The organism is Rhodopseudomonas pseudopalustris, from assembly GCF_900110435.1.
GTDB lineage: Bacteria > Pseudomonadota > Alphaproteobacteria > Rhizobiales > Xanthobacteraceae > Rhodopseudomonas > Rhodopseudomonas pseudopalustris.
Genome location: NZ_FODT01000010.1, coordinates 50,187 through 72,429, shown reverse-complemented (window position 1 = coordinate 72,429; position 22,243 = coordinate 50,187). Strand labels below are relative to the sequence as shown.

Genomic DNA, 22,243 nt, shown 5'->3' with positions numbered 1-22,243 from the left:
AGGGTGGCCGCAAAGGTGTGAGACGCGATTTAGCGGGCGGCGCGGCAAAGCGCAATCGCCCCGATCAAGCGGCCCGTCAGTAGAGGCCGCCTGTCCCCGGTCGCATGAAGCCGCGATCGTCGGGCGGCGCCATCTGCTGCTGGCGGCCATCTGCGTCGGCGACGCCGATCACCGAATAATTGTCCGGCGGCGCGGTGCCCGGCTTGAACGCCTCGAGGATGGTGCGGCCGCCGTCGCCCGGGCCGGCGCGCATTCCGCTCTTGGCGTCGACGCGGATCAGCTTGATGCCGGCCGGCACGCGGAACGGCACCGCCGGCTTGTCGGCCAGCGCGAGCTTGAAGAAGTCCTTGGCGACTGGAGCCGCGAGATGGCCGCCGGTGGCGCCGCGGCCGAGATTGCGCGGCTTGTCGTAGCCGAAATAGATGCCGACCACGAGATCCGGCGAGAAGCCGATGAACCAGGCGTCCTTCTCGTCATTGGTGGTGCCGGTCTTGCCTGCGATCGGCTTGCCGACCTCACGCAGGACCGTCGCGGTGCCAGCCTGCACCACGCCCTCCATCATCGACGTGATCTGGTAGGCCGTCATCGGATCGAGCACCTGTTCGCGGCGATCGATGAGCTGTGGCTCGGCCTGGTTCTTCCACCCTTCCGGCGCGTCGCAGCCGCGGCATTCGCGGGCGTCGTGCTTGAAGATGGTGCGGCCGTAGCGGTCCTGGATACGGTCGATCAGCGTCGCCTTCACCCGCCGCCCGCCATTGGCGAACATCGAATAGGCGGTGACCATCCGCATCACCGTGGTCTCACCGGCGCCGAGCGCATAGGATAGATAGTTCGGCAGTTCGTCATAGACGCCGAACCGCTTGGCGTATTCGCCGATCAGCGGCATTCCGACATCCTGGGCCAATCGAACCGTCACGGTGTTGAGCGACTTCTGCAGCGCGTTGCGCAGGGTCTGCGGGCCGTAATACTTGCCGGTCGAATAGTTCTCCGGTCGCCACACGGCGGCGCCCTGGCCCTGATCGATCTCGATCGGGGCGTCCACCACCACGGTCGACGGCGTATAGCCATTGTCCATCGCCGCCGAATACACCAGCGGCTTGAACGACGAGCCGGGCTGCCGATAAGCCTGGGTGGCGCGATTGAACTGGCTCTGGTCGAACGAGAAGCCGCCGACCATCGCCACCACGCGGCCGGTCCACGGGTCCATCGCCACCATCGCGCCCGAGACTTCGGGGATCTGGCGCAGCCGGTATTGTCCTTCGACCGGCTTGCCTTCCTTGTCGAGCAGCGGATCGGCATAGATGATGTCGCCGGCCGCCAGCACCTGCGAGACCGATCCGGGGGTCCGGCCGCGCTGCGGGCCGGCCGCCGGTTTCGCCCATTTCACGCCGTCGAGCGTGATCAGCCCGGTCTCGCGCTGCTTCGATACGGCGCCGCCGAGTTCACGGCCCGGCTGGAAGCCGATCCGCGCCGACTGATCGGAGGTGTCCAGCACCACGGCCATCCGCCAGGGCGAGATGTCGGACAGTGATTTGACGTCGGCGAGTTTCACGCCCCAGTCGCCGCTGATGTCGAGCTTCGACGCCGACCCGCGCCAGCCCTGCGCCTCGTCGAATTTGACGAGGCCGGCGGTCATGGTCTTGCGCGCCTCGACCTGCAGCTTGGGATCGAGCGTGGTGCGCACCGACAGCCCGCCTTCATAAAGCTTCTTCTCGCCGTAGCGTTCGAAGATGTCGCGGCGAACCTCCTCGGCGAAGTATTCGCCGGCGAAGGTGTGCGCGCCGGTGCTGCGGCTGGTGACGGTCAGCGGCTCCTTGCGCGCCTTGTCGGCGTCGGCCTGCTTGACCCAGCCGTTCTCGAGCAAGCGGTCGATCACGTAGTTGCGACGCTCGACCGCGCGGTCGTGGTTGCGGATCGGGTGCAGCACCGCGGGCGCCTTCGGCAGAGCGGCCAGATAGGCCGCCTCCGACACCGTCAGTTCGTTCACCGACTTGTCGAAATACACCAGCGAGGCGGCGGCGATTCCGTAGGCACCGAGACCGAGATAGATCTCGTTGAGATACAGTTCGAGGATGCGGTCCTTCGAATAGGCGCGCTCGATCCGCATCGCCAGCAAGGCTTCCTTGATCTTACGGGTAAAGGACACCTCGTTGGTGAGCAGGAAGTTCTTGGCGACCTGCTGAGTGATCGTCGAAGCGCCCTGCGGACGGCGGTTGGAGCCGATGTTCTGGGCGTACAGGATCGCGGCGCGCGCCATGCCCGAATAGTCGATGCCGCCGTGCTCGTAGAAGTTCTTGTCTTCGGCGGCGAGGAAGGCGTTGATCACCGGCTTCGGCACGGCCTGAATCGGCAGATACAGCCGCCGCTCCTTGGAGTATTCGCCGAGCAGCGATCCGTCCGACGCGTGGACGCGTGTCATCACCGGCGGCTCATAATCCTGGAGCTGAGAGTAGTCGGGCAAGTCCTTGGAGAAGTGCCAGATCATCCCGGCCGCGCCGGCGACGCCGACCAGAAACACGATCGTCCCGGCTGCGAACAGAAAGCCGAAAAACCGCAGCAGCAATCGCATCAGTTGTGTTCCGTTTCACCGAGGACCGCGTGACGCGGCGAAATGTCCCTTGAACGAGATTGGCTCCGTCCGCAACCCGGCGATCATCGCCGCCGGGCCGGCCTCAATTCCAACCGAAATCGCGAACTGCAGAGCGGGTCTTATAGTGCTTCCGCTGTGGCCAAACTAGGGCTTGGGCCGATATCCGACGCTGTTTGAACCCGGAAAGCTTCAGTCCGGCTTACCTGCCGAGACCAGCCGCTTGGCGAAAAACGAATCGATCGCCAGGGCGACCGCGCCCACGGTCTTGGTCCGCCACTGCTCCGAAACCAGCTGTTTGAGATCGCCCTTGTTCGAGACATAGCCGAGCTCGAGCAGCACCGACGGCACGTCTGGGGCCTTCAGCACCCGGAACCCGGCGGATTTCAGCGGCTGCTTATGCAGCCGGGTCGCACTCCTCATCTCACGCATCAAGGTCTGGGCGAACCGATTCGAGAACGTCTTGGTTTCCCGCTGCGCCAGGTCGATCAGGATGTCGGCGACCTCGGTCGGCTCCTCGGTCAGGTTGACGCCGCCGATCGCGTCGGCCTTGTTTTCCGCATCGGCCAGGCGCTGCGCCTCGGCGTCGGACGCCTTGTCGGACAGCGTGTAGATCGTCGCGCCCTGGGCGTCGCCCTCGCCGCGCGGCAACGCGTCGGCATGAATCGAAACGAACAGCGCTGCGGAATGCGCGCGCGCGATCTTCACCCGGTCGTTGAGCGGAATGAACGTATCATCCGTGCGGGTGAGCACCACGCGGTACTTGCCGCCCTTCTCCATCTGGTCGCGCAGCGCCAGCGCGAACTCGAGCACCAGCGCCTTCTCGGAGACGCCACTCTGCGATTGGGTGCCGTTGTCGATCCCGCCATGGCCCGGATCGAGCACGATCACCGGACGCAAATCGTCCTTTGCCGCATCCAGCTTCGGCGATTCGATGCGATGAGGCACCGAGGACGTCGCGTCGGCCGCGCCGATCGCCGGCCTCAGCTCCGGCCCTTTCTCGACGCCCAACGACTCGACGAAGGCCGTGCGGTCGACCGAACCAAGTTCGATCACCATCCGCGCCGGCTGACCGTTGGCGGCCTCGAGCATGTCGGCCTTGGTGATCTTGGCAGGACCGGACAATTCCAGCACGACGCGCGAGCCGCCCGGCATCACCAGCCCGTAGCGATAAGCCTTGATCAGGCCCCTGCCGGTGCCGCCGGACGCCGCCGGCAACCGGAAATTGACCTGCGGCAGATCGATCACCACGCGATACGGATCCGCCAGCGCGAAAGCCCGCATCGGAACCGTCCGATCGAGATCGATAACGAAACGGGTCTGTGTATCGTCGCCCGCCAATCGAACTTCAGCGGCGATCGGAAAGCTGGTGGGCGCCGGAGCGGACGTTGCCACAGCCTCCCCCGCCACGCCTGCGGTCGGCGCCGCGCACAGCAATGCTGCAGCGCACGCTAGGATTGCGCGGAACAAAACAAAATGATTTGCGCGCACTGACAACGAATCCCGACCCCTCTTCATAGTTGCTTTACCGCAATAGAACTGCGTGGTTAATCGCGCCTTAAGGGGCGCGATTCGAATAAATTCCGGTGTTGCCGGACAGCGACGCTCTCCTTGCAAGCGCGACCCAATCCACGTATGTATCGAGTGCTGACGGTCTAATCTTCCGGTTGTGTCGCGTTCAGCCATTCGGCGCAGCGCCAAATCCCTCAACACCTGAGCAGCGGGATTTTGCGTTTTTCCGTCCCCTCCGAGCCAGCGCAGTGCGCGGCCAGGCAGGAGCGTCGGTTCAGCCCGAGCGGCGTCCCCGGGCCTTCTTGTACCAGGGACGGTTCAGACTCTTCATGACCGACCAATTCGGCCTCCAGGTCGGATGATTATTGCCGGTGAGCGCTTCGGCGCGGCGCCGGTCCTTCAGCAAGATGACAAGGCGGACACTTTGCCGCCACTCGTTCAGACGGGCCGACGCTTGATGCGCCATATTGCGATGCCGAACCGGACCCACGCAAAGGCCGCGCCGCCGCGAAGCGACAGCTTCGCCACGCGCACCGCCTCGGGTTCGAAACCGGCACGCCGCGGTGAAGTGCGTTTCGGCCTTCCCCTCACCCCCGAATCAGGTGGACCGTCGCGTACCCCGACCGCGCCCCTAGCGCCGGCCGTCACGCGCGTATTCCGCCGCCAAGAGTTGAAAAATGCCCAACAAGATGCTGATCGACGCCACCCACCCGGAAGAGACCCGGGTGGTCGTGGTCCGCGGCAACCGCGTCGAAGAGTTTGATTTCGAGACTGCCCAGCGCAAACAACTGCGCGGCAACATCTACCTCGCCAAAGTCACCCGGGTCGAGCCGTCGCTGCAGGCCGCCTTCATCGAGTACGGCGGCAATCGTCACGGCTTCCTCGCCTTCAGCGAAATCCATCCCGATTACTATCAGATCCCGGTTGCAGACCGTCAGGCTCTGATCGAGGCGGACGAGCGCGCCCATCGCGAGGCCGAGGAAGAGAGCGAGCAGCGCTCCACCCGACGCCGTTCAAGGCATCGCAGCCACCGCCGCCGCGGCAATGGCGAGCGGGTGCAGAGCGAGATCGTCGACGCGTCGGCCGATCAGCCGCACGTCGATTCCGCTGACCATCACCACGACGGACAAGCGCATCCCGACCACGAACGGCCGATGCACGAGCTGGTGGAGCACGAGTCCGGCTACGCGCCTCAGGCCTCGTCGTCCGACGCAGAGGGCGATCACGCCCACGGCGGTCCCGACCACCAGGAAAACCATGCCGACGCGGGCGATCACGGGCACGATGAGCCGGCGGCTGCGCCGAGCATCGTCGCCGAGGCCGCGCCCGACGCTCCGCCGCTGACCTCCTCCGCTCCGATCGCGCCGGAAACCGATTCCGATGAGCGCGGCTCCGAAGACCAGGGCGGCTACGCCGAGGATGCGCCGTTCCCGATCGCGGAGACCGTCAGCGCCGAGCATCACGACGACGAGCACGACCATGACGCCGGTGACGATCTGATCGACAGCGACGCCGACTCCGAAGGCGACGACGAAGCGGACGACGAGGACGACGACGAGGCCGAAGAAGACATCGTCGAATCCGTTGGTGGCGACGACGTGCTGGAAGAAGTTCCGGAGCGCGCTTTCCGGCCCCGCCGCCAGTACAAAATTCAGGAAGTCATCAAGCGCCGCCAGGTGATGCTGGTGCAGGTGGTCAAGGAAGAGCGCGGCAACAAGGGCGCGGCGCTGACCACCTATCTGTCGCTGGCCGGACGCTACGCCGTGCTGATGCCGAACACCGCGCGCGGCGGCGGCATCAGCCGCAAGATCACCTCGGCGCAGGATCGCTCGCGCCTGAAGGAAGTGGTGCAGGACCTCGACGTGCCGGAAGGCATGGGCATCATCCTGCGCACCGCTGGCGCCGCGCGCACCAAGCCGGAGATCAAGCGCGACTTCGAATATCTGATCCGGATGTGGGAGACGGTCCGCGACGTCACCCTGAAATCGCAGGCGCCGACGCTGGTCTACGAGGAAGGCTCGTTGATCAAGCGCTCGCTGCGCGACCTCTACAACAAGGAAATCGACGAAATCCAGGTGGCGGGCGAGCCCGGCTATCAGGAAGCGCGCGACTTCATGCACATGCTGATGCCCTCCAACGTCCGCGCGGTGAAGCTGTATCGCGACGGCCAGCCGCTGTTCTCGCGGATGGGGGTGGAGAGTCAGCTCGACGCGATGTTCTCGCCGACCGTGCAACTGCGCTCCGGCGGCTACATTGTCCTCAACCAGACCGAAGCGCTGGTCTCGATCGACGTCAATTCCGGCCGCTCGACCCGCGAGCACCATATCGAGGATACCGCGCTCAAGACCAACATGGAGGCCGCCGAAGAAGTCGCGCGGCAGCTCCGGTTGCGTGACCTCGCCGGCCTGATCGTCATCGACTTCATCGACATGGACGAGAAGCGCAACAACCGCGCAGTCGAGCGCAAGCTCAGCGACTGCCTGCGGCAGGATCGCGCCCGCATCCAGGTCGGACGCATCTCGCATTTCGGCCTGCTCGAAATGTCGCGCCAGCGGATTCGCGCAAGCGTGCTCGAGAGTTCAACCGAGCCCTGCGCGCATTGCGGCGGAAGCGGCCACGTTCGCTCAGTCTCCTCGGTGGCGCTGCAATTGCTGCGCGGCCTTGAAGAGATCCTGATGAAGGGCGCGACCCACAATCTGATCGTGCGCACCCGCAACGACGTCGCGCTCTACGTCCTCAACCAGAAGCGCGGCCACCTTCGCGACCTCGAGACCGGCTTCAAGGTGACGCTGTCGGTGATGGCTGACTCCACCGTGACCGGACAGCAGTCGTTCGTGATCGATCGCGGCGAGCAGGTCCACACGCTGGAAGCCGCCAAGGCGCTGCTCGCGGCGCAGGTTGCGGCTGCTCCGGCGCAGCCTGAAGAATTGCCGTATGAGGACGACGAGAGCTACGAGTTCGAAGCCGAGATCGAGACCGACGAAACCGTCGGCCTGACCGGCGAGTCGGCCGGCGACAGCATCGAAGCCGAAGGCGAAGGCGACGCCCGCAAGCGCAAGCGCCGCCGCCGCCGCCGGCCGCGCACCGGCGAGGCCCGTGACGCGGGCGCGCCGCGCGAGGATGGCGAAGCTGCGCTCGTTGCCGAGGGCGCGGAAGCCGCTGCCGAGGACGATAGCGAAGACGGCGAAGACAGCGCCGAGGGCGAAGGCGAAGCACGCGCCGATCAGGCCGGCGAACGTCGTCCGCGTCGCCGTGGCCGCCGCGGCGGTCGCCGCCGGCGCGGCGCTGCGGAAGGCGGCCTCGAGGACGGCGCATCCGGCTCGATTTCCGACGAACTCGGCGAGTTGGAGACCTCGGAGGCTGCCGACGCCGTCGCCGATATGGACGGCGCATCGTCAGGCGAGCAGTTGCTGGGCAAGCGGCACGAGCCTGATGCAGACGATGATGATGATCATTCGGTTGCCGAGTCGGTCGCAGCTGCGCCCGTCACCGTGAGCGAACCGGAAAAGGCCGAGCCTGCGGCTCCGCAGAGTGCGGCTCCGCAGAGCGAGCCGGTTTCGTCCGCTCAGGCCCAGGACGATGCTGCGGCCGAAAGGGCCGCACGTCGCCGCTCCACCGTCCGCGAGAAGGTGAATTTCGGTTCGACCGAGCCGAAGCCGGAAGTCTCGATGCCGCCGGCGGCCGAATCGGCCCCGCAGCCCGAGCCTGCGGCCCCTGCCCCGGTGCCACAGGCGGCGGACGAGTCCACGCAGGAAGCGCCGCGCCGCGCTGGCTGGTGGTCCCGCCGCTTCGGTGGCGGAAGCTAACCGCTCCAATCACCCCCAAAAAAAAGAACCGCCCGGCCATCAAGCCGGGCGGTTTCTTTTTGGTCGGTCGGCAGTTCAGCCGGTGGTGATTGCGGTCTCGACGTCGGACGGATCGATCGTCCGGTTGAGATTGGCCTGCAGCCGGTCGTGGTCGAGTTCACCCTCCCACCACGACACGAACACCGTGGCGACGCCGTTGCCGGTGATGTTGGTGAGCGCGCGCACCTCGCTCATGAACTTGTCGATCGAAAACACGATTGCCATCCCCGGCACCAGCGCCGGGTTCACCGCCGCGAGCGTTCCGGCGAGGGTGACGAAGCCCGCCCCGGTGACGCCGCTCGCACCCTTCGAAGTCAGCATCGCCACCAGCAGGATGGTGACCTGTTCGGTGAAGGTGAGCTCGATCCCGAGCGCCTGGGCGATGAACAAGGTCGCCAGCGTCATGTAGATGTTGGTGCCGTCGAGGTTGAACGAATAGCCGGTCGGCACCACCAGACCGACCACCGATTTCGAGCAGCCGAGCCGTTCGAGCTTTTCCATCAGTTGCGGCAGCGCGCTTTCGGACGACGAGGTGCCGAGCACGATCAGCAGCTCGTCCTTGATGTAGCCGACGAACCTGAAAATGTTGAAGCCGACGAATTTCGCGATCAGCCCCAGCACCACGAACACGAACAGCGCCGCGGTCGCGTAGAACAACGCGACCAGGCCGATCAGATTGCCCAGCGCGGCGGGGCCGTATTTGCCGATGGTGAAGGCCATCGCGCCGAATGCACCGACCGGGGCGGCCTTCATCACGATCGCGATCACGCCGAACACCGCGTGGGCGGTGTCGTCGATCACGTCGCGCAGTCGGTGGCCGCGCTCGCCGAGCGCCATCAGTGCGAAGCCGAACAGGATCGCGAACAGCAGCACCTGCAGGATGTCGCCTTTCGCGAACGCGCCGACGACACTCTCCGGAATGATGTTCAGGAAGAAATCGACCGAGCTCATGTGGCTGGCCTGGTCGACGTATTTCGCCACCGCGCCGGCGTCCGGCTTGGCCGCAAGCCCGTGCCCGACCGGCACCAGATTGCCGACGATGAGGCCGAGGATCAGCGCGAAGGACGACACCACTTCGAAATACAGCAGCGCCTTGACGCCGACCCGCCCGACCTTTCGCGCGTCCTGGATATGCGCGATGCCGGAGACGACGGTGCAGAAGATGATCGGCGCGATCACCATCTTGATCAGCTTGACGAAACCATCGCCGAGCGCCTTGATCCACGGGTTGGTCGCCAAATGCGGCGACACCCAGCCGAGCAGCACGCCGAGCACGATCGCGATCAGAACCTGGACATAGAGCACCTTGTACCAGGGCTTGGATCTGGTGCGATGCAACGCTACGGAAGCACCGATATCGGTCATCGTCGACATGACCATCACTCCACTGATCTTGATGTGCCTGTCGTTGTTGATGACGTCAGGACGACCACAGGCAGACCGGTCGGCCAAGTCGATCCAGATCTGGACGCAGCGCCTGCGCTTACCCTCGCCGGCCGTCTTGCACGCGTCGAACCGTCGGCAGCATCATCGCGCCGAGCGCGATCTTGATCAGCGATCCGGCAGGACCGACGCCACACCAGCCGACCGCGCTTTCACAACGCCGGGTTGCATGACAAAGGCGAGCCTGACGACGATGAAGGCGACGACGACGAGGCCGGCATGTTAACCGGCAGCCGGCCCCGCAGCGGCGCGAGCCGCCCACCGGGCCGGCGAATACAAGGCAGGCCGACAGCGCCCGCGACGAGATCAGCGAGCAACGTCGCACTGCCTCATTTCACGCCATCAACGAACCGATCGGCAGCGAAATTCTTCCGGAAGGAATTCTTCGCAGGTGCCTATAGCGACGAAATGCCGCTGAGATCAAGCTTCGATTCGGAAAGTCCGTCATCTCACCGCGATATTTGGCCCAGCCAGGCCGTGATGCGGCGCACCGCCTCGCGCATGTCGTCGGCCGAGCGGGCGTAGGAGAACCGGACAAAGTGCTTGCCGCGCGCGGGGTCAAAATCGGTTCCCGGAGTCGCGGCGACATGGGCTTCTGCCAGCATCCGCTTGGTGAAGTCGAAGCTGTCCGCGGTGAATTTCGAGACGTCGGCGTAGAGATAGAACGCGCCGTCGGCCGGCAGGAAATCGACCAGCCCGGCCCGCGGCAGGCCCTCGATCAGGATCCTGCGGTTCTCCTCGTAACCTCGCTTCACCGCCTCCATCTCGTCGCGGCCGTCAAATGCCGCCTCGGCCGCGATCTGAGACAGCGTCGGCACCGAGATCGCGAGGTTCTGCTGCAGCCGTTCGACCGGCCGCACCAGCGGCTCGGGCAACACCATCCAGCCGACCCGCCAGCCGGTCATGCAGAAGTACTTCGAAAACGAGTTGATGACGACGGCGTTCGGCGACAGCTCGGCCGCGGTCACCGCAGGAAACGCGTAGTCGAGGCCGTGATAGATCTCGTCCGAAATGAATCGGATGCCTTCGCTCTCGGCGACCGCAATCAGTTCGGTCAACGCCTCGCGGGTCATCATCGTGCCGGTCGGATTCGCCGGACTGCCGACCAGCACACCCTTCAACGGCGCCTTGCGATGCGCGGCCAGCAAAGCCTCGCCGGTCAATGCGTGCCGCGTCTCGCTATGGGTCTCGATCAACACGGGTTCGCAACCCAGCGCATTGAGGATGTGGCGATACGGCGGATAGCCGGGCACCGTCACCGCGACGCGATCGCCCGGTTCGAACAAGGCCAGGAACGACAGAATGAACGCACCGGACGAGCCGGTGGTGACGACAATGCGATCCGGATCGACCTCGCAGCGATAGGTCTCGCGATAATGCCGGGCGATCCGCGCGCGCAGCGACGGAATGCCGAGCGCCGAGGTGTAATCGATGCGGCCCTGCTCCAGCGCGGCGTGTGCGGCGGCGAGCGCCGTGCGCGGCGCCGATGCGGCCGGCTGACCTACCTCCATATGGATGACGTGACCGCCGGCGGCTTCGATCCGCTCGGCTGCCGCCATCACATCCATCACCATGAAAGGCGGTACGTCGCTCCGGGTGGAGGCGGTCAACAATTTGCGCGCCGCCGCTGTCTTGGTCGCATCGAGCATCGAAATCTGTTATCTCCCGCGCGATTCCGGCGAAGCCCGGCAGGCGTCGCGCTGCTGCCGCAATGCTGGGCTGATCAGGGGAATATCCGGTATTCGAACCTCGGCCAATGCCCAAAGTGATGGTTGAAGACCTGCCCGGCCGCTTGCGCCGGATCGCCCGCGTGATGGTGATGCGGCTGGTGGCGATCGTGAGCGCCGCAGCGCTGGCGCTCGCCCCGGTCCCGAGCCTGGCGCAGGCGCCGCAGCAGAAGGGCCCGCCGCTGCTGCGTGACACCGAGATCGAGAATCTGCTGCGCGACTATACCCGGCCGATCCTGCGCGCCGCGGGCCTCGAAAAGCAGAATATCCAGATCGCCATCATCAACGATCCGAATTTCAACGCCTTTGTCGCCGATGGCCGCCGCATCTTCGTCAATTACGGCGCGCTGATGCAGTCGCAGACGCCGAACCAGCTGATCGGCGTGCTGGCGCACGAGACCGGCCACCTCGCCGGCGGCCATTTGTCCAAACTCCGGACCCAGCTTGCGCAGGCGCAGACGCAGATGATCGTCGCGATGCTGCTCGGCGTCGGCGCGATGGTCGCGGGCTCCCAGGCCGGTCCGAACAGCGGCGCCGCCAATATCGGCGCAGCCGCGATCTCGGCTCCGCAAGAGCTGATCCGGCGCAATCTGCTGTCCTATCAGCGTCAGCAGGAAGAGAACGCCGACCGCGCCGCGGTGAAATTCCTCGACGCCACCGGCCAATCGGCGAAGGGCATGTACGAGACCTTCCGGCGCTTCACCGACGAGAGCCTGTTCGCTGCGCGAGGTGCCGACCCTTACGCGCAGTCGCATCCGATGCCGGCCGAACGCGTCCGCGCACTCGAGGAGCTGGCCCGTTCAAGTCCGAATTGGGACAAGAAGGACGACGCCGCGCTGCAGCTTCGCCACGACATGATGCGGGCGAAGACCTCCGGCTTCATGGAGCGGCCCGACACCGTGTACCGGCGCTATCCGCTGTCCAACACCAGCCTGCCCGCGCGCTACGCCCGCGCGATCTCCACCTATCTTCGCGGCGATCCGCGATCGGCGTTGGCGCAGATCGATGGCCTGATCCAGGCCGAGCCGAACAATCCCTATTTTTACGAATTGCGCGGCCAGGCGCTGCTGGAAGGCGGCCGGCCGCAGGAAGCCATCGCGCCGCTGCGCAAGGCGTTGTCGCTGACGCGCGGCGCGCCGCTGATCGAGATGCTGCTCGGCCAAGCGCTGGTGGCCAGCAACAACAACGCCACTACCGAAGAAGCGATCCGGATTCTGCGCGCCGCGTTGTCGCGCGAGGGCGAGGCGCCGCTCGGCTACAGCCAGCTCGCGATGGCCTATGGCCGCAAGGGCGACTACGCAGAAGCCGATCTCGCCTCGGCGCAGGCGGCCTTCCTGCGCGGCGACAACAAGACCGCGCGCGAACTCGCATCACGCGCCAAAACCCGTTTTCCGGTCGGCTCGCCGGGCTGGGTGAAGGCCGACGACATCGTCGCAGCGAAGCCGCCGGCCAAATAACGTACGCCGGAATCGCAGGTTCGGCGCCGGATTCGCCCCACGTCGGCATCGTTTGACGCAGGTCAAATCCGCTATGGCCGCGCGGGGTGTCCCATGATTGCCTCGCCGTGCCCATGCACCTAGAGTCGCGCGGCGACAGGCGACAGGAGAACATCCATGATGAAATCCAGACTGCAAGGCAGCGGCACTGCGCGCAAGATGATCACCCGTGCATTGGCGAGCGGCGTGTTGCTGGCGATGTACGGCCTCGGCATGATCACAACGACCGGATTGGCGATGACGGCGAGCGTTACGCCCGCTCACGCCCAGCGTGGACGCGGGCGTGGCCGTGGTTGGGGCGGCGGCGATGCCGGCGCCGCAATCGGACTGGGCATCGGCGCCGCGATCATCGGCGGGGCGATCGCCGCGAGCGCCGCGGAAGATGCACGCCGCCGTGATGCGGTCGGCTATTGCGCGCAGCGCTATCGCTCTTTCAATCCGGAGACGATGACCTATATCGGCAAGGACGGTCGGGCGCGTTCGTGCCCGTAAGCGATCCGTCACAACTTGAACGATCAAGTTCGAACTAGACTGAACTGAACCGGAGCGTTGTGCGATCGATCATCTCGACAACCGGCGATCGCACACCGCTCTCGCCTTCTCTGCCTTGACACGGCTCAAGCCGCTGTCGATACGCTCCCCCTACAGAGAGCCTCTCCCGCCGCCCGGCGAGTCCTTGCCGCGGCGAGCATTCTCTATTTCACAGCACAACAGGAGTACGAATGTCCCTTCATATCGGCGATACCGCCCCCGATTTCACCGTCGACACGACCAACGGCGCGATCTCGCTGCATGAGTGGGCCGGTGCGTCGTGGGTCTTCTTCTTCAGCCATCCCGCCGATTTCACGCCGGTCTGCACCACCGAAATGGGCAGAACCTCGAAGCTCGCGGAGCAGTTCGCCGCGCGCAATGTCAAGCCGCTCGGGCTGTCGACCGATACTGTCGCCGAGCATCTGAAGTGGATCGCCGACGTCAACGACACCCAGAATACTGATCTGCAGTTTCCGATCGTTGCCGACCCCTCGCTGACGGTGGCGCGGATGTACGACATGATCCATCCCAACCAGAGCAGCACGGCCGCGGTACGTTCGATCTTCATCATCGACCCGAACAAGAAGATCCGCCTGACCATGACCTACCCGATGAATGTGGGTCGGAACTTCGACGAGATCCTGCGGGTGATCGACGCCCTGCAACTCGCAGACAAGTACAGCGTCGCGACCCCCGCGGACTGGCGCGCCGGCGACAAGGTGATCATCCCGCTGTCGATCACCGGCGACGCTGCCGTCAAGGCGTTCCCGCAGGGGTGGGACGCGCCGCGTCCCTATCTCCGCCTGACCACCGTCAAGTAGTGCGCTGCGGCGTCACGCCGCGCTGCAAGACAAAGTGCCGGCGCTCCATGCGAGCGTCGGCACAACAAGCTTCGACACAGGCTGCCCTCCTCGCACCGCGCCCGACTGCGCGGCTGACCGAAACGTGTTCACAAATTGCGCGTAATTGGGCTGGAAAAGCGCTATGAAGCCTGCGAATCCGCGCGCCATCGACCGTTTGTCTGCTTGAAGGGATTGCCCATGCCGTCGTTCCGTCCGTTTGCTGCCGCCCTCCTCGCGCTCACTTTGATCAGCGCGCCGGGAGCCGCGTCGGCGCAGAAGTTCTCCGACGAACAGCGCGGCGAGATCGAACGCATCATCAAGGAGTATCTGGTCTCCCACCCCGAAGTGCTGGAAGAGGCGTCCGACGAGCTGAGCAAGCGGCAGGCGAAAACCACCGCGGAGAAACATCAGGCCGCGATCAGCGACAACGCCGAGGCGATCTTCAATTCGCCGCGGGGTGTGGCGATCGGCAACAAGAACGGCGACGTCACCCTCGTCGAGTTCTTCGATTACAATTGCGGCTACTGCAAGCGCGCGATGACCGACATGCTCGAGTTGCTCAAGGAGGACTCGAAGCTGAAGGTCGTGCTGAAGGAATTCCCGGTTCTTGGGCCGCCTTCGGTCGAGGCCGCGCAGGTCGCGATCGCCGTGCGGATGCAGGATCCGGGCAGCAAGAAATATCTCGACTTCCACCAGAAGCTGATGGGCGGCCGCGGCCAGGCCGACAAGGCGCGTGCGATCGCCGCCGCCAAGGACGCCGGCTTCGACATGGCGCGGCTCGAGAAGGATATGGCGAGCCCGGAAGTGCGCGCCACCATCGAGGAAAGCTTCAAGCTCGCGGAATCGATGGGCATGAACGGCACGCCGAGCTACGTGATCGGCAAGCAGGTGGTGGTCGGCGCGGTCGGCCTCGACATCTTGCGCCAGAAAGTGGCGATCGCCCGCTGCGGCAAGGAGAAGTGCTGAGCACTGCCGCTCCTCCCGAACCGTTTATCGGGAGAAGCTCACTCCTGCGATCGCCGAAGCGGCGATCGCACTGCATGCTCGAAAGCGCTTTCGAGGGAAGTGGGCACTGACCCAATCGGAACCGCAGCTCTAGGACCGACAATCGGTCTCGGCGACGTGGACGCGGTCGGCGTGCAGCGACCATTCCTTCAATCGTTCTTTCTCGCAGAACTTCTGCTTGGCGAGTTCCGTCGCGTCGCGGCTGTTCGCCGCCTCGACTTCCAGCGCGCTCTGGCAGACCTCGGCCTGCCGACCATTGTCGCCGAGGATGTCCTTCATAAATCGCACGATGTATCGAGCCATAGCACCCCCCGGTTGAGCGATTTCGCGATGCAAGCGGCATGCCTGCCCAAGCGGCACGCCTGACAAAGGGCGCGTCGGACGCAGATCCTGGTCGGGCAGACCTAAGCTTAAGCGCCGCGCCGCATCATTGGTTCCAAGGATCGCTGCGGATCGAGCACCTCCGAGTCGCCAAAACAAAACCGCGGGAACTCCATCACCGGCGGAACGGCGCTGTGCGGGTCTTGTTGTCGCCCCGGGCAGAGTTAACGGGAGGAAACACCAATGACCAATCGCTTGTTCGTTTCTGTGGCCACAGCCGCCCTGATTGCCAGTGGCGTTGTGGCGAATGCGCAGGGAACCGGCGGCGCAACCGGTGGTTCTGGCGGCGCCTCGCCATCGGCGGGCTCATCCGCTCCTGCCGAGCGCGGCTCCGCACCGCAGATGGATCGCTCTGAAGGCCAGGGCTCCGGCATGAACCAGGGCTCTGGCATGAAATCGGGCCAGAGCGACGACAAAATGGCTCCGGGCGGGGCCAGGGACCAGCGCGCGCAGGACGGCACGCCGAAGGGCGGCGCGAGTTCCGACAGCGGCAAGGCCGGCAAGGACGACGATCGCAATATCGATCGCAAGGCCGGCAACGATCGCGATCAGATGAACCGCAATGCGGACAAGGATCGCGATCCGGCGAACCGCAACGCGGGGAACGACCGCGACCGCGCCACCACCGGTCAGGCCGGCGCTGGCGGCAAACTCTCCACCGAGCAGCGAACCAAGATCACCACCGTGATCAAGAACCAGCGCATCGAGCCGCAGACCAACATCAACTTCTCAATCTCTGTCGGCACCCGGGTTCCGCGCGACGTCCGGTTCCATCCGCTGCCGACTGAGATCGTGACGATCTATCCGGATTGGCGAGGCTACGAGTTCTTCCTGGTCCGGGACGAGATCATCGTGGTCAACCCGCGCACGCTCGAGATCGTCGCGGTTCTCGACGCCTAGGTCCGGCGCGCAGCGACACAAGAAGGGCGGCCTTCGCGACGGGCCGCCCTTTCTTTTTCGTGCGGTGAACGGCGCGACATGGCCGGACGGGCGCCCAATGCGAACGGATCGCAAACCATTGCGGAGTTTTGCTCCGGGATGCTCGCCCAAAGCAGCAGCCGATTCATGCGGTATTGGAACGTGTTCAGGCTTCCCCTCAGCCGCGAGGTTACCTATAACGCGCGCAATCAAGTGAATTTCGCCCGAAACGCCGGCTTTCTGCAGAGCTGGATTTTTGGCCCGGACGGCGCGTCCGCCGGAGACCTTCGCTGACATTGCCGGAATTTCGGATGCCTCAAACGATTTACGTGCTCAATGGTCCGAACCTGAATCTGCTCGGGACCCGGGAGCCGGAAATTTATGGCCACGCCACATTGGCTGATGTCGAACGGCTGTGCGCCGAGACCGCGGCGAGCCTCGGCCTCACCGCGGTTTGCCGGCAGTCCAACCACGAGGGCGAGCTGATCGACTGGATCCACCAGGCCCGCGCCGAACAGGCGGTTGGGATTGTGCTCAATGCCGGCGGCTACACTCATACGTCAGTCGCGCTGCACGACGCCCTGGTCGGGGTGCAGATCCCGACGGTTGAAGTTCACGTTTCGAATATCTTCGCGCGCGACAGCTTCCGCCATCATTCCTTCATCGCGAAGGCATCTTTTGCCAGCCTGTGCGGCTTCGGCATCGACGGTTATCGGCTGGCCATCACCGGCCTGGCCGCAAGACTCAGCGCCGGCGCCAAGGCCTGACCAGCGCCCCGTTCACTCAAGACATCTGGATCGACACATGGCCCGCCAGCCTGACAACAAGACCGCCGCCAAGCCGAAGGACGCCGAGACGACTGACAATAAGGCAACCGGCGACAGCGCGCTGATCCGCGAACTCGCGCTGCTGCTCGACGAGACCAATCTTACCGAGATCGAGATCGAGCGCGCCGGCCTCCGCGTGCGGGTCGCCCGCAATGTCAGCATCGCCGCCTCGATTCCGGCCGGCTATGCAGCAGCCCCGGTTGGCGCCGCGATTGCGGCGCCGGCCGATAGTGCGGCGATCGACGTCGCCAAGCACCCCGGCGTCGTGCCCTCTCCGATGGTCGGTACGGTTTATTTGGCGTCGGAGCCCGGCGCCAAGCCGTTCATTGAGGTCGGCTCGCGGGTGTCAGCCGGCGAGACGCTCTTCATCATCGAGGCGATGAAGACGATGAACCAGATCCCGTCGCCGCGCGCAGGCACCGTCACGCAGATCCTCGTCGAAGACGGCCAGCCGGTCGAGTTCGGCGAGCCGATGGTGGTGATCGAGTAAGAGCGATGAGAGAGTAGCGAGTAGGAAAACGCGGCGATTGCGGCCTTCCTCCATTCGCCATTTGCTATTCGCCATTCGCCCCCTTGGCCCTCACAATTCGGTAGCCCGATGTTCGACAAGATCCTGATAGCCAATCGCGGCGAGATCGCCTTGCGGGTGCTGCGCGCGTGCAAGGAACTCGGCATCGCCACCGTTGCCGTGCATTCCACCGCCGACGCTGACGCGATGCATGTCCGCCTCGCCGACGAAAGCGTCTGCATCGGCCCGCCGCCGTCGAAGGACAGCTATCTCAATATCCCCTCTCTGCTCGCGGCCTGCGAGATCACCGGCGCCGACGCGGTGCATCCCGGCTACGGTTTCCTGTCGGAGAACGCGCGTTTCGCCGAGATTCTTGCCGATCACAATCTGCAATTCATCGGCCCCAAGGCCGAGCACATCCGCCTGATGGGCGACAAGATCGAGGCCAAGAAGACCGCCAAGCGGCTCGGCATTCCCGTGGTGCCGGGCTCCGACGGCGCGGTCGGCCCGGACGACGACGCGATGTCGATCGCGAAGGAAATAGGCTTCCCGGTGCTGGTCAAGGCGGCGGCCGGCGGCGGTGGCCGCGGCATGAAGGTCGCGCACACCGCCGAAGATCTGTCGATGGCGATCTCCACCGCCGGCAACGAGGCCAAGGCTGCATTCGGCGACGCCTCGGTCTATCTGGAGAAGTATCTGCAGAAGCCGCGCCACATCGAAATCCAGATACTGGGTGACGGCCGCGGTGGCGCAATCCATCTCGGCGAACGCGACTGCTCGCTGCAGCGCCGGCATCAGAAGGTGTGGGAGGAAAGCCCCTCCCCGGTGATCAGCGCGGAAGCCCGCGCCCGAATCGGCGGCATCTGCGCCAAGGCGATGCAGGACATGAACTATGTCGGCGTCGGCACGATCGAATTCCTCTACGAGGACGGCGAGTTCTATTTCATCGAGATGAACACCCGCATTCAGGTCGAGCATCCGGTCACCGAGATGATCACCGGCATCGATCTCGTGCTGGAGCAGATCCGGATCGCGGCTGGCGGCGACCTGCCGGTCTCGCAAGACGAAATCGTGCTCAACGGCCACGCCATCGAGTGCCGCATTAACGCCGAGAACCCGGTCAACTTCCGACCGTCGCCCGGCAAAATCGCCCGCTACCACCCACCCGGCGGGCTCGGCATCCGGATCGATTCCGCCGTGTTCCAAGGCTACACCATCCCACCCTATTACGACTCTCTGGTCGGCAAGCTGATCGTCCACGGCAAGACCCGCGGCGAATGCCTGATGCGGCTGCGTCGGGCGCTGGACGAGATGGTGGTCGATGGCATCGAGACCACCTTGCCGCTGTTCCGCGCGCTGGTGCGGGAACCGGCGATCATCGACGGGGACTATCACATCCATTGGCTGGAGCAGTATCTGGCCGGCGGAGCGCTGGACGCCCGCTAAAAGAGTTCTGGCCGGACGGAACCGGTTCCATGCTCGCGCGTTCAGTCGGTTCACATTCGAACGTCTTGCGGGGGATGTTCTTGTTTCGTTCAGATCTGTCCGAGGGCGCGCGGTGACGCCGGAATCGACGCGCCGACGCGCATTCATCCAGATCACTCTGCTCTCACTCTCTTTCGTCGTCCTGGTCGTGATCAGCTTGGCGTCGGTGTTCTTGTTGCAGAAGGCGCGCGACGACAGCGCCTGGGTTGCGCATACGCTGGAAGTCGAGAACCAGATTTCGCTCTCACAACTGCAAATGCGCCGCTCGGAAAGCGCCGAGCGAGGCTTTCTGTTGACCGGTCAGCCGGAATTCGTGTCGGAATTCCAGAACTCCTCGGCGCAGGTGCCTCTGATGCTGGGGCGGTTGCAGCAACTCGTCGCCGACAACCCGGTGCAGCGCCCGCTGGTCGATAAGGCGATCGTGATCGCCGATGCCCGAATTGCAAGATTCAGAGAGCTGATCGCGTTGGCGCAGTCCAACCGCGCCGAAGAAGCCCGGCGGATCGTCCGCGATGAGACCGACCGCGAGTCGATGAACCAGTTCGCCAGCCATATGGCGGCGATGCGAGCTGAGGAAAACAAACTGTTCGCAATGCGCACGGCTGCCGCCGATCGTAGCCAGTCGCTGGCGTCAATCGTCACGACGACCGGCACGGGCCTGGTGTTGGTGCTTGCCGGCTTGTCGATCTTCCTGGTGCGACGTTCGGCGCGCGCCCGCGATGAAGCCGAAGCGCTGCTGCGCGACAACAACGTCAATCTCGAAACCACGGTTTCGGAACGGACGGCGGATCTGCGCGAGGCCAACGAGGAAATCCAGCGTTTCGCCTATATCGTCAGTCACGACCTGCGCTCGCCGCTGGTCAACATCATGGGTTTCACCAGCGAGCTCGAGGAATTGCGCGGCGACATCTTCCGTCGCATTGCAACGCTCAGCCGCGAGGTCGCCGACAAACAGATGCCGGAGAAGGCCGACAGCGACGGCGAACCGGAGCTGGAGGCTCCCGACAAGCAACTCTCGGAGGACTTCACCGAAGCGCTCGGCTTCATCAAGTCATCGATCGGAAAGATGGACCGGCTGATCAGCGCGATCCTCAACCTCACCCGTGAGGGACGCCGCCAATTCCAGCCGGTGCCGATCGACACGAGGGAATTGATCGAGAACATCGTTTCCACCGTGGCGCATCAGGCTGCCGAGGCCAACGCCGAAATCCGGATCGAGCCGCTGCCGGAGATCGTCAGCGACCGCCTTGCACTCGAACAGATCTTTTCCAACCTGATCGACAATGCTCTGAAATATCTCCGGAGCGGAGTTCCGGGCGACATCCGCATCCGTGCCCGGCAGAAACTTGGCTTCGTGATCTTCGAGATCGCCGACAATGGCCGGGGGATCGACCCGAAGGACCATCAGAGAATCTTTGATCTTTTCCGCCGGGCCGGTACACAGGACAGGCCCGGTCAAGGCATCGGGCTCGCCCATGTCCGTGCGCTCGTCAGGCGGCTGGGCGGAACCATGTCGGTGTCCTCGGCGCTCGGCGAGGGGTCGACCTTCACTATCACGTTGCCAGCGAAATGGACCGCAGCGACAAATCGGGAACCGCGCTCATGAGCAATCCAGTCACCATCATCATGATCGAGGACGATGAGGGCCACGCGCGCCTGATCGAACGCAACATTCGCCGGTCCGGCGTCAACAACGAGATCATCCCGTTCACCTCCGGTACAACGGCGCTGAACTACCTGTTCGGGCCTGACGGCTCCGGTGTCGAACACCAGAACCGCGCGCTGCTGGTGCTGCTCGACCTCAACCTGCCCGACGCCAGCGGCATCGATATTCTCCGCCGTATCAAGGAGAATGATCATCTCAAATGTACGCCCGTCGTGGTGCTGACCACCACCGACGACGCACAGGAAATCAAGCGTTGCTATGAACTCGGGTGCAACGTCTACATCACCAAGCCGGTGAACTACGAAAGCTTCGCGAACGCGATCCGCCAGCTCGGCTTGTTCTTCTCCGTGATCCAGGTTCCTCAAACCGAGGCGACATGACCGCTGCGACGCCGACCCTCTTGTACATCGACGACGACGAGGCGCTCGGGCGCCTGGTCTCGCGCGGCTTGAAGCGGCAGGGGTTCTGCGTCGAACATGTGCTGAGCGGCGAAGTCGGACTGGAACGCTTGCGCAAGGGCGGCATCGACGTCGTTGCGCTCGATCAGTACATGCCGGGTCTCGACGGGCTCGAGACGTTGGAGCAGATCCAGAATATCCCCGATGCTCCGCCCGTGGTTTTCGTCACCGCCTCGCAGGATTCCAGCATTGCGGTGACCGCGCTCAAGGCCGGCGCCGCGGACTACTTGGTCAAAGACACCCAGGGCGACTTCGTCCTTCTTCTGCAGGTCGCGGCCGATCAGGCGCTGCGTCAGGCAGTCATCCGCAAGGCGCGCGACGACGCCGAGGCCGAAGTCCGAGCCTCGCGCGACCGCTATGCCGCGCTCGCCGCCGAGCGCGAGATGCTGCTGCGCGAGGTCAACCACCGCGTCGGCAATTCCTTGCAGATCATCGCCTCCTTGCTGCATCTGCAGGCCTCCTCCAGCAAGGAGAGCGAGGTCAAGGCAGCACTCACCAATGCGATGGGCCGCGTCGCCGCGGTCGCGCAAGTCCACCGCCGGCTGTACACCTCGCACGACCTCAAGAGCGTGATGCTGAACCAGTATCTGGAAGCACTGCTCGAGGATCTGCGGCGATCGGCCGAGGGCAACCGGATGTCGCGACTGACGCTCAGCTCGGAGGCCGTCGAAATCGATCCGGATCGCGCGGTGGCGATCGGAATCGTCGTCAACGAGCTGGTGATGAACGCGGTGAAATACGCCTATCCGGAAGGCCAGGGTCCGATCCATGTCGTGCTCAAGGCCAAGGGGGACGATCTCGAGCTGGCGATCTCCGACGATGGCGTGGGCCTCGCGGTGAAGGCCAACCCGCAATCGACCGGGATGGGCCAGCGGATCGTCAATGCGATGGCGACCAAGCTCGACGCCAGCGTCGAGCGCGACCCAACGCATTCGGGGACCCGTATGATCCTGCGCTTCCGCCGCACCAACGCGCCCGCGCCGACCCCGGCGGCGGCCTGAGAGTCATCCGC

At 64.7% G+C, this 22,243-nt stretch carries 18 protein-coding genes; 13 read left to right on the top strand and 5 right to left on the bottom strand.

Annotated elements, in window-relative coordinates; genetic code table 11:
* Nucleotides 1–76: 76 nt before the first annotated feature.
* Together BMY71_RS18520 and BMY71_RS18515 are read right to left on the bottom strand one after the other, a co-directional pair.
* Entirely contained in the window at nucleotides 77–2,569 is a 2,493-nt protein-coding gene (locus BMY71_RS18520) for a penicillin-binding protein 1A (RefSeq protein WP_092685696.1), read from the bottom strand.
* A gap of 210 nt (nucleotides 2,570–2,779) precedes the next feature.
* Nucleotides 2,780–4,084: an N-acetylmuramoyl-L-alanine amidase gene (locus tag BMY71_RS18515; protein ID WP_175557721.1), complete on the bottom strand. Its 1,305-nt coding sequence runs from the start codon at nucleotides 4,082–4,084 to the stop codon at nucleotides 2,780–2,782.
* 692 nt (nucleotides 4,085–4,776) lie between these two features.
* On the opposite strand from BMY71_RS18515, the gene BMY71_RS18505 reads away from it, so the two are divergent.
* Nucleotides 4,777–7,905, top strand: a complete 3,129-nt coding sequence (locus tag BMY71_RS18505; protein ID WP_092685694.1) for an Rne/Rng family ribonuclease — start codon at nucleotides 4,777–4,779, stop codon at nucleotides 7,903–7,905.
* Nucleotides 7,906–7,980: 75 nt separating this feature from the next.
* On the opposite strand, the gene BMY71_RS18500 is transcribed toward BMY71_RS18505, so the two are convergent.
* Nucleotides 7,981–9,318, bottom strand: coding sequence for a dicarboxylate/amino acid:cation symporter (locus BMY71_RS18500; RefSeq protein WP_092685770.1), 1,338 nt, complete (start codon nucleotides 9,316–9,318; stop codon nucleotides 7,981–7,983).
* On the opposite strand from BMY71_RS18500, the gene BMY71_RS18495 reads away from it, so the two are divergent.
* A complete protein-coding gene (locus BMY71_RS18495; RefSeq protein WP_092685692.1) occupies nucleotides 9,317–9,613 on the top strand; it encodes a hypothetical protein in 297 nt (98 codons plus the stop codon). The genes BMY71_RS18500 and BMY71_RS18495 overlap by 2 nt on opposite strands.
* Before the next feature lie 223 nt (nucleotides 9,614–9,836).
* Here the strand turns inward: BMY71_RS18495 and BMY71_RS18490 are convergent, their stop codons facing one another.
* Nucleotides 9,837–11,036: a pyridoxal phosphate-dependent aminotransferase gene (locus BMY71_RS18490; RefSeq protein WP_092685690.1), complete on the bottom strand. Its 1,200-nt coding sequence runs from the start codon at nucleotides 11,034–11,036 to the stop codon at nucleotides 9,837–9,839.
* A gap of 164 nt (nucleotides 11,037–11,200) precedes the next feature.
* Between BMY71_RS18490 and BMY71_RS18485 the strand changes: the two genes are divergently transcribed.
* The 4 genes from BMY71_RS18485 to BMY71_RS18470 all read left to right on the top strand — a co-directional run bounded on the left by BMY71_RS18485 (nucleotide 11,201) and on the right by BMY71_RS18470 (nucleotide 14,949).
* The gene (locus BMY71_RS18485) at nucleotides 11,201–12,571 is read left to right on the top strand and encodes a M48 family metalloprotease (RefSeq protein ID WP_430715344.1); all 1,371 of its coding nucleotides are present in this window, start codon (nucleotides 11,201–11,203) and stop codon (nucleotides 12,569–12,571) included.
* 156 nt (nucleotides 12,572–12,727) lie between these two features.
* Entirely contained in the window at nucleotides 12,728–13,102 is a 375-nt protein-coding gene (locus tag BMY71_RS18480) for a BA14K family protein (protein ID WP_011502849.1), read from the top strand.
* A gap of 230 nt (nucleotides 13,103–13,332) precedes the next feature.
* Nucleotides 13,333–13,962, top strand: coding sequence for a peroxiredoxin (locus tag BMY71_RS18475; protein ID WP_092685688.1), 630 nt, complete (start codon nucleotides 13,333–13,335; stop codon nucleotides 13,960–13,962).
* A 219-nt stretch (nucleotides 13,963–14,181) separates the two neighbouring features.
* Nucleotides 14,182–14,949, top strand: coding sequence for a DsbA family protein (locus BMY71_RS18470; protein WP_092685686.1), 768 nt, complete (start codon nucleotides 14,182–14,184; stop codon nucleotides 14,947–14,949).
* Between the two features lie 129 nt (nucleotides 14,950–15,078).
* Here the strand turns inward: BMY71_RS18470 and BMY71_RS18465 are convergent, their stop codons facing one another.
* Complete coding sequence (locus BMY71_RS18465) at nucleotides 15,079–15,291, bottom strand: hypothetical protein (RefSeq protein ID WP_011502846.1); 213 nt, start codon at nucleotides 15,289–15,291, stop codon at nucleotides 15,079–15,081.
* 261 nt (nucleotides 15,292–15,552) lie between these two features.
* On the opposite strand from BMY71_RS18465, the gene BMY71_RS18460 reads away from it, so the two are divergent.
* The 7 genes from BMY71_RS18460 (at nucleotide 15,553) to BMY71_RS18430 (ending at nucleotide 22,232) form a co-directional block, all read left to right on the top strand.
* Nucleotides 15,553–16,269, top strand: coding sequence for a DUF1236 domain-containing protein (locus BMY71_RS18460; protein ID WP_092685684.1), 717 nt, complete (start codon nucleotides 15,553–15,555; stop codon nucleotides 16,267–16,269).
* A gap of 329 nt (nucleotides 16,270–16,598) precedes the next feature.
* Nucleotides 16,599–17,054, top strand: coding sequence for a type II 3-dehydroquinate dehydratase (gene aroQ, locus BMY71_RS18455; RefSeq protein ID WP_092685682.1), 456 nt, complete (start codon nucleotides 16,599–16,601; stop codon nucleotides 17,052–17,054).
* 37 nt (nucleotides 17,055–17,091) lie between these two features.
* Complete coding sequence (accB, locus tag BMY71_RS18450) at nucleotides 17,092–17,604, top strand: acetyl-CoA carboxylase biotin carboxyl carrier protein (protein WP_011502843.1); 513 nt, start codon at nucleotides 17,092–17,094, stop codon at nucleotides 17,602–17,604.
* A 108-nt stretch (nucleotides 17,605–17,712) separates the two neighbouring features.
* Nucleotides 17,713–19,068, top strand: a complete 1,356-nt coding sequence (gene accC / locus BMY71_RS18445) for an acetyl-CoA carboxylase biotin carboxylase subunit (RefSeq protein ID WP_092685680.1) — start codon at nucleotides 17,713–17,715, stop codon at nucleotides 19,066–19,068.
* Between the two features lie 112 nt (nucleotides 19,069–19,180).
* Nucleotides 19,181–20,713, top strand: a complete 1,533-nt coding sequence (locus BMY71_RS18440) for a sensor histidine kinase (RefSeq protein ID WP_011502841.1) — start codon at nucleotides 19,181–19,183, stop codon at nucleotides 20,711–20,713.
* On the top strand, nucleotides 20,710–21,153 hold the full coding sequence (locus tag BMY71_RS18435) for a response regulator (protein ID WP_011502840.1): 444 nt from the start codon (nucleotides 20,710–20,712) through the stop codon (nucleotides 21,151–21,153). Before BMY71_RS18440 ends, BMY71_RS18435 begins: the two co-directional genes overlap by 4 nt.
* Nucleotides 21,150–22,232 (top strand): histidine kinase dimerization/phosphoacceptor domain -containing protein, encoded by a 1,083-nt coding sequence (locus tag BMY71_RS18430; protein ID WP_092685678.1) that lies wholly within the window; start codon nucleotides 21,150–21,152, stop codon nucleotides 22,230–22,232. The genes BMY71_RS18435 and BMY71_RS18430 overlap by 4 nt, the downstream gene beginning before the upstream one ends.
* The last annotated feature ends 11 nt before the right edge of the window (nucleotides 22,233–22,243 follow it).

Bases quoted from the DNA above. Each gene is read 5' to 3' on its own strand.
- BMY71_RS18520 (WP_092685696.1), bottom strand. From the start codon at position 2,569: ATGCGATTGCTGCTGCGGTTTTTCGGCTTTCTGTTCGCAGCCGGGACG.
- BMY71_RS18505 (WP_092685694.1), top strand. From the start codon at position 4,777: ATGCCCAACAAGATGCTGATCGACGCCACCCACCCGGAAGAGACCCGG.
- BMY71_RS18495 (WP_092685692.1), top strand. From the start codon at position 9,317: ATGACCATCACTCCACTGATCTTGATGTGCCTGTCGTTGTTGATGACG.
- BMY71_RS18500 (WP_092685770.1), bottom strand. From the start codon at position 9,318: ATGTCGACGATGACCGATATCGGTGCTTCCGTAGCGTTGCATCGCACC.
- BMY71_RS18490 (WP_092685690.1), bottom strand. From the start codon at position 11,036: ATGCTCGATGCGACCAAGACAGCGGCGGCGCGCAAATTGTTGACCGCC.
- BMY71_RS18485 (WP_430715344.1), top strand. From the start codon at position 11,201: ATGGTGATGCGGCTGGTGGCGATCGTGAGCGCCGCAGCGCTGGCGCTC.
- BMY71_RS18480 (WP_011502849.1), top strand. From the start codon at position 12,728: ATGATGAAATCCAGACTGCAAGGCAGCGGCACTGCGCGCAAGATGATC.
- BMY71_RS18475 (WP_092685688.1), top strand. From the start codon at position 13,333: ATGTCCCTTCATATCGGCGATACCGCCCCCGATTTCACCGTCGACACG.
- BMY71_RS18470 (WP_092685686.1), top strand. From the start codon at position 14,182: ATGCCGTCGTTCCGTCCGTTTGCTGCCGCCCTCCTCGCGCTCACTTTG.
- BMY71_RS18465 (WP_011502846.1), bottom strand. From the start codon at position 15,291: ATGGCTCGATACATCGTGCGATTTATGAAGGACATCCTCGGCGACAAT.
- BMY71_RS18460 (WP_092685684.1), top strand. From the start codon at position 15,553: ATGACCAATCGCTTGTTCGTTTCTGTGGCCACAGCCGCCCTGATTGCC.
- aroQ (WP_092685682.1), top strand. From the start codon at position 16,599: ATGCCTCAAACGATTTACGTGCTCAATGGTCCGAACCTGAATCTGCTC.
- accB (WP_011502843.1), top strand. From the start codon at position 17,092: ATGGCCCGCCAGCCTGACAACAAGACCGCCGCCAAGCCGAAGGACGCC.
- accC (WP_092685680.1), top strand. From the start codon at position 17,713: ATGTTCGACAAGATCCTGATAGCCAATCGCGGCGAGATCGCCTTGCGG.
- BMY71_RS18435 (WP_011502840.1), top strand. From the start codon at position 20,710: ATGAGCAATCCAGTCACCATCATCATGATCGAGGACGATGAGGGCCAC.
- BMY71_RS18430 (WP_092685678.1), top strand. From the start codon at position 21,150: ATGACCGCTGCGACGCCGACCCTCTTGTACATCGACGACGACGAGGCG.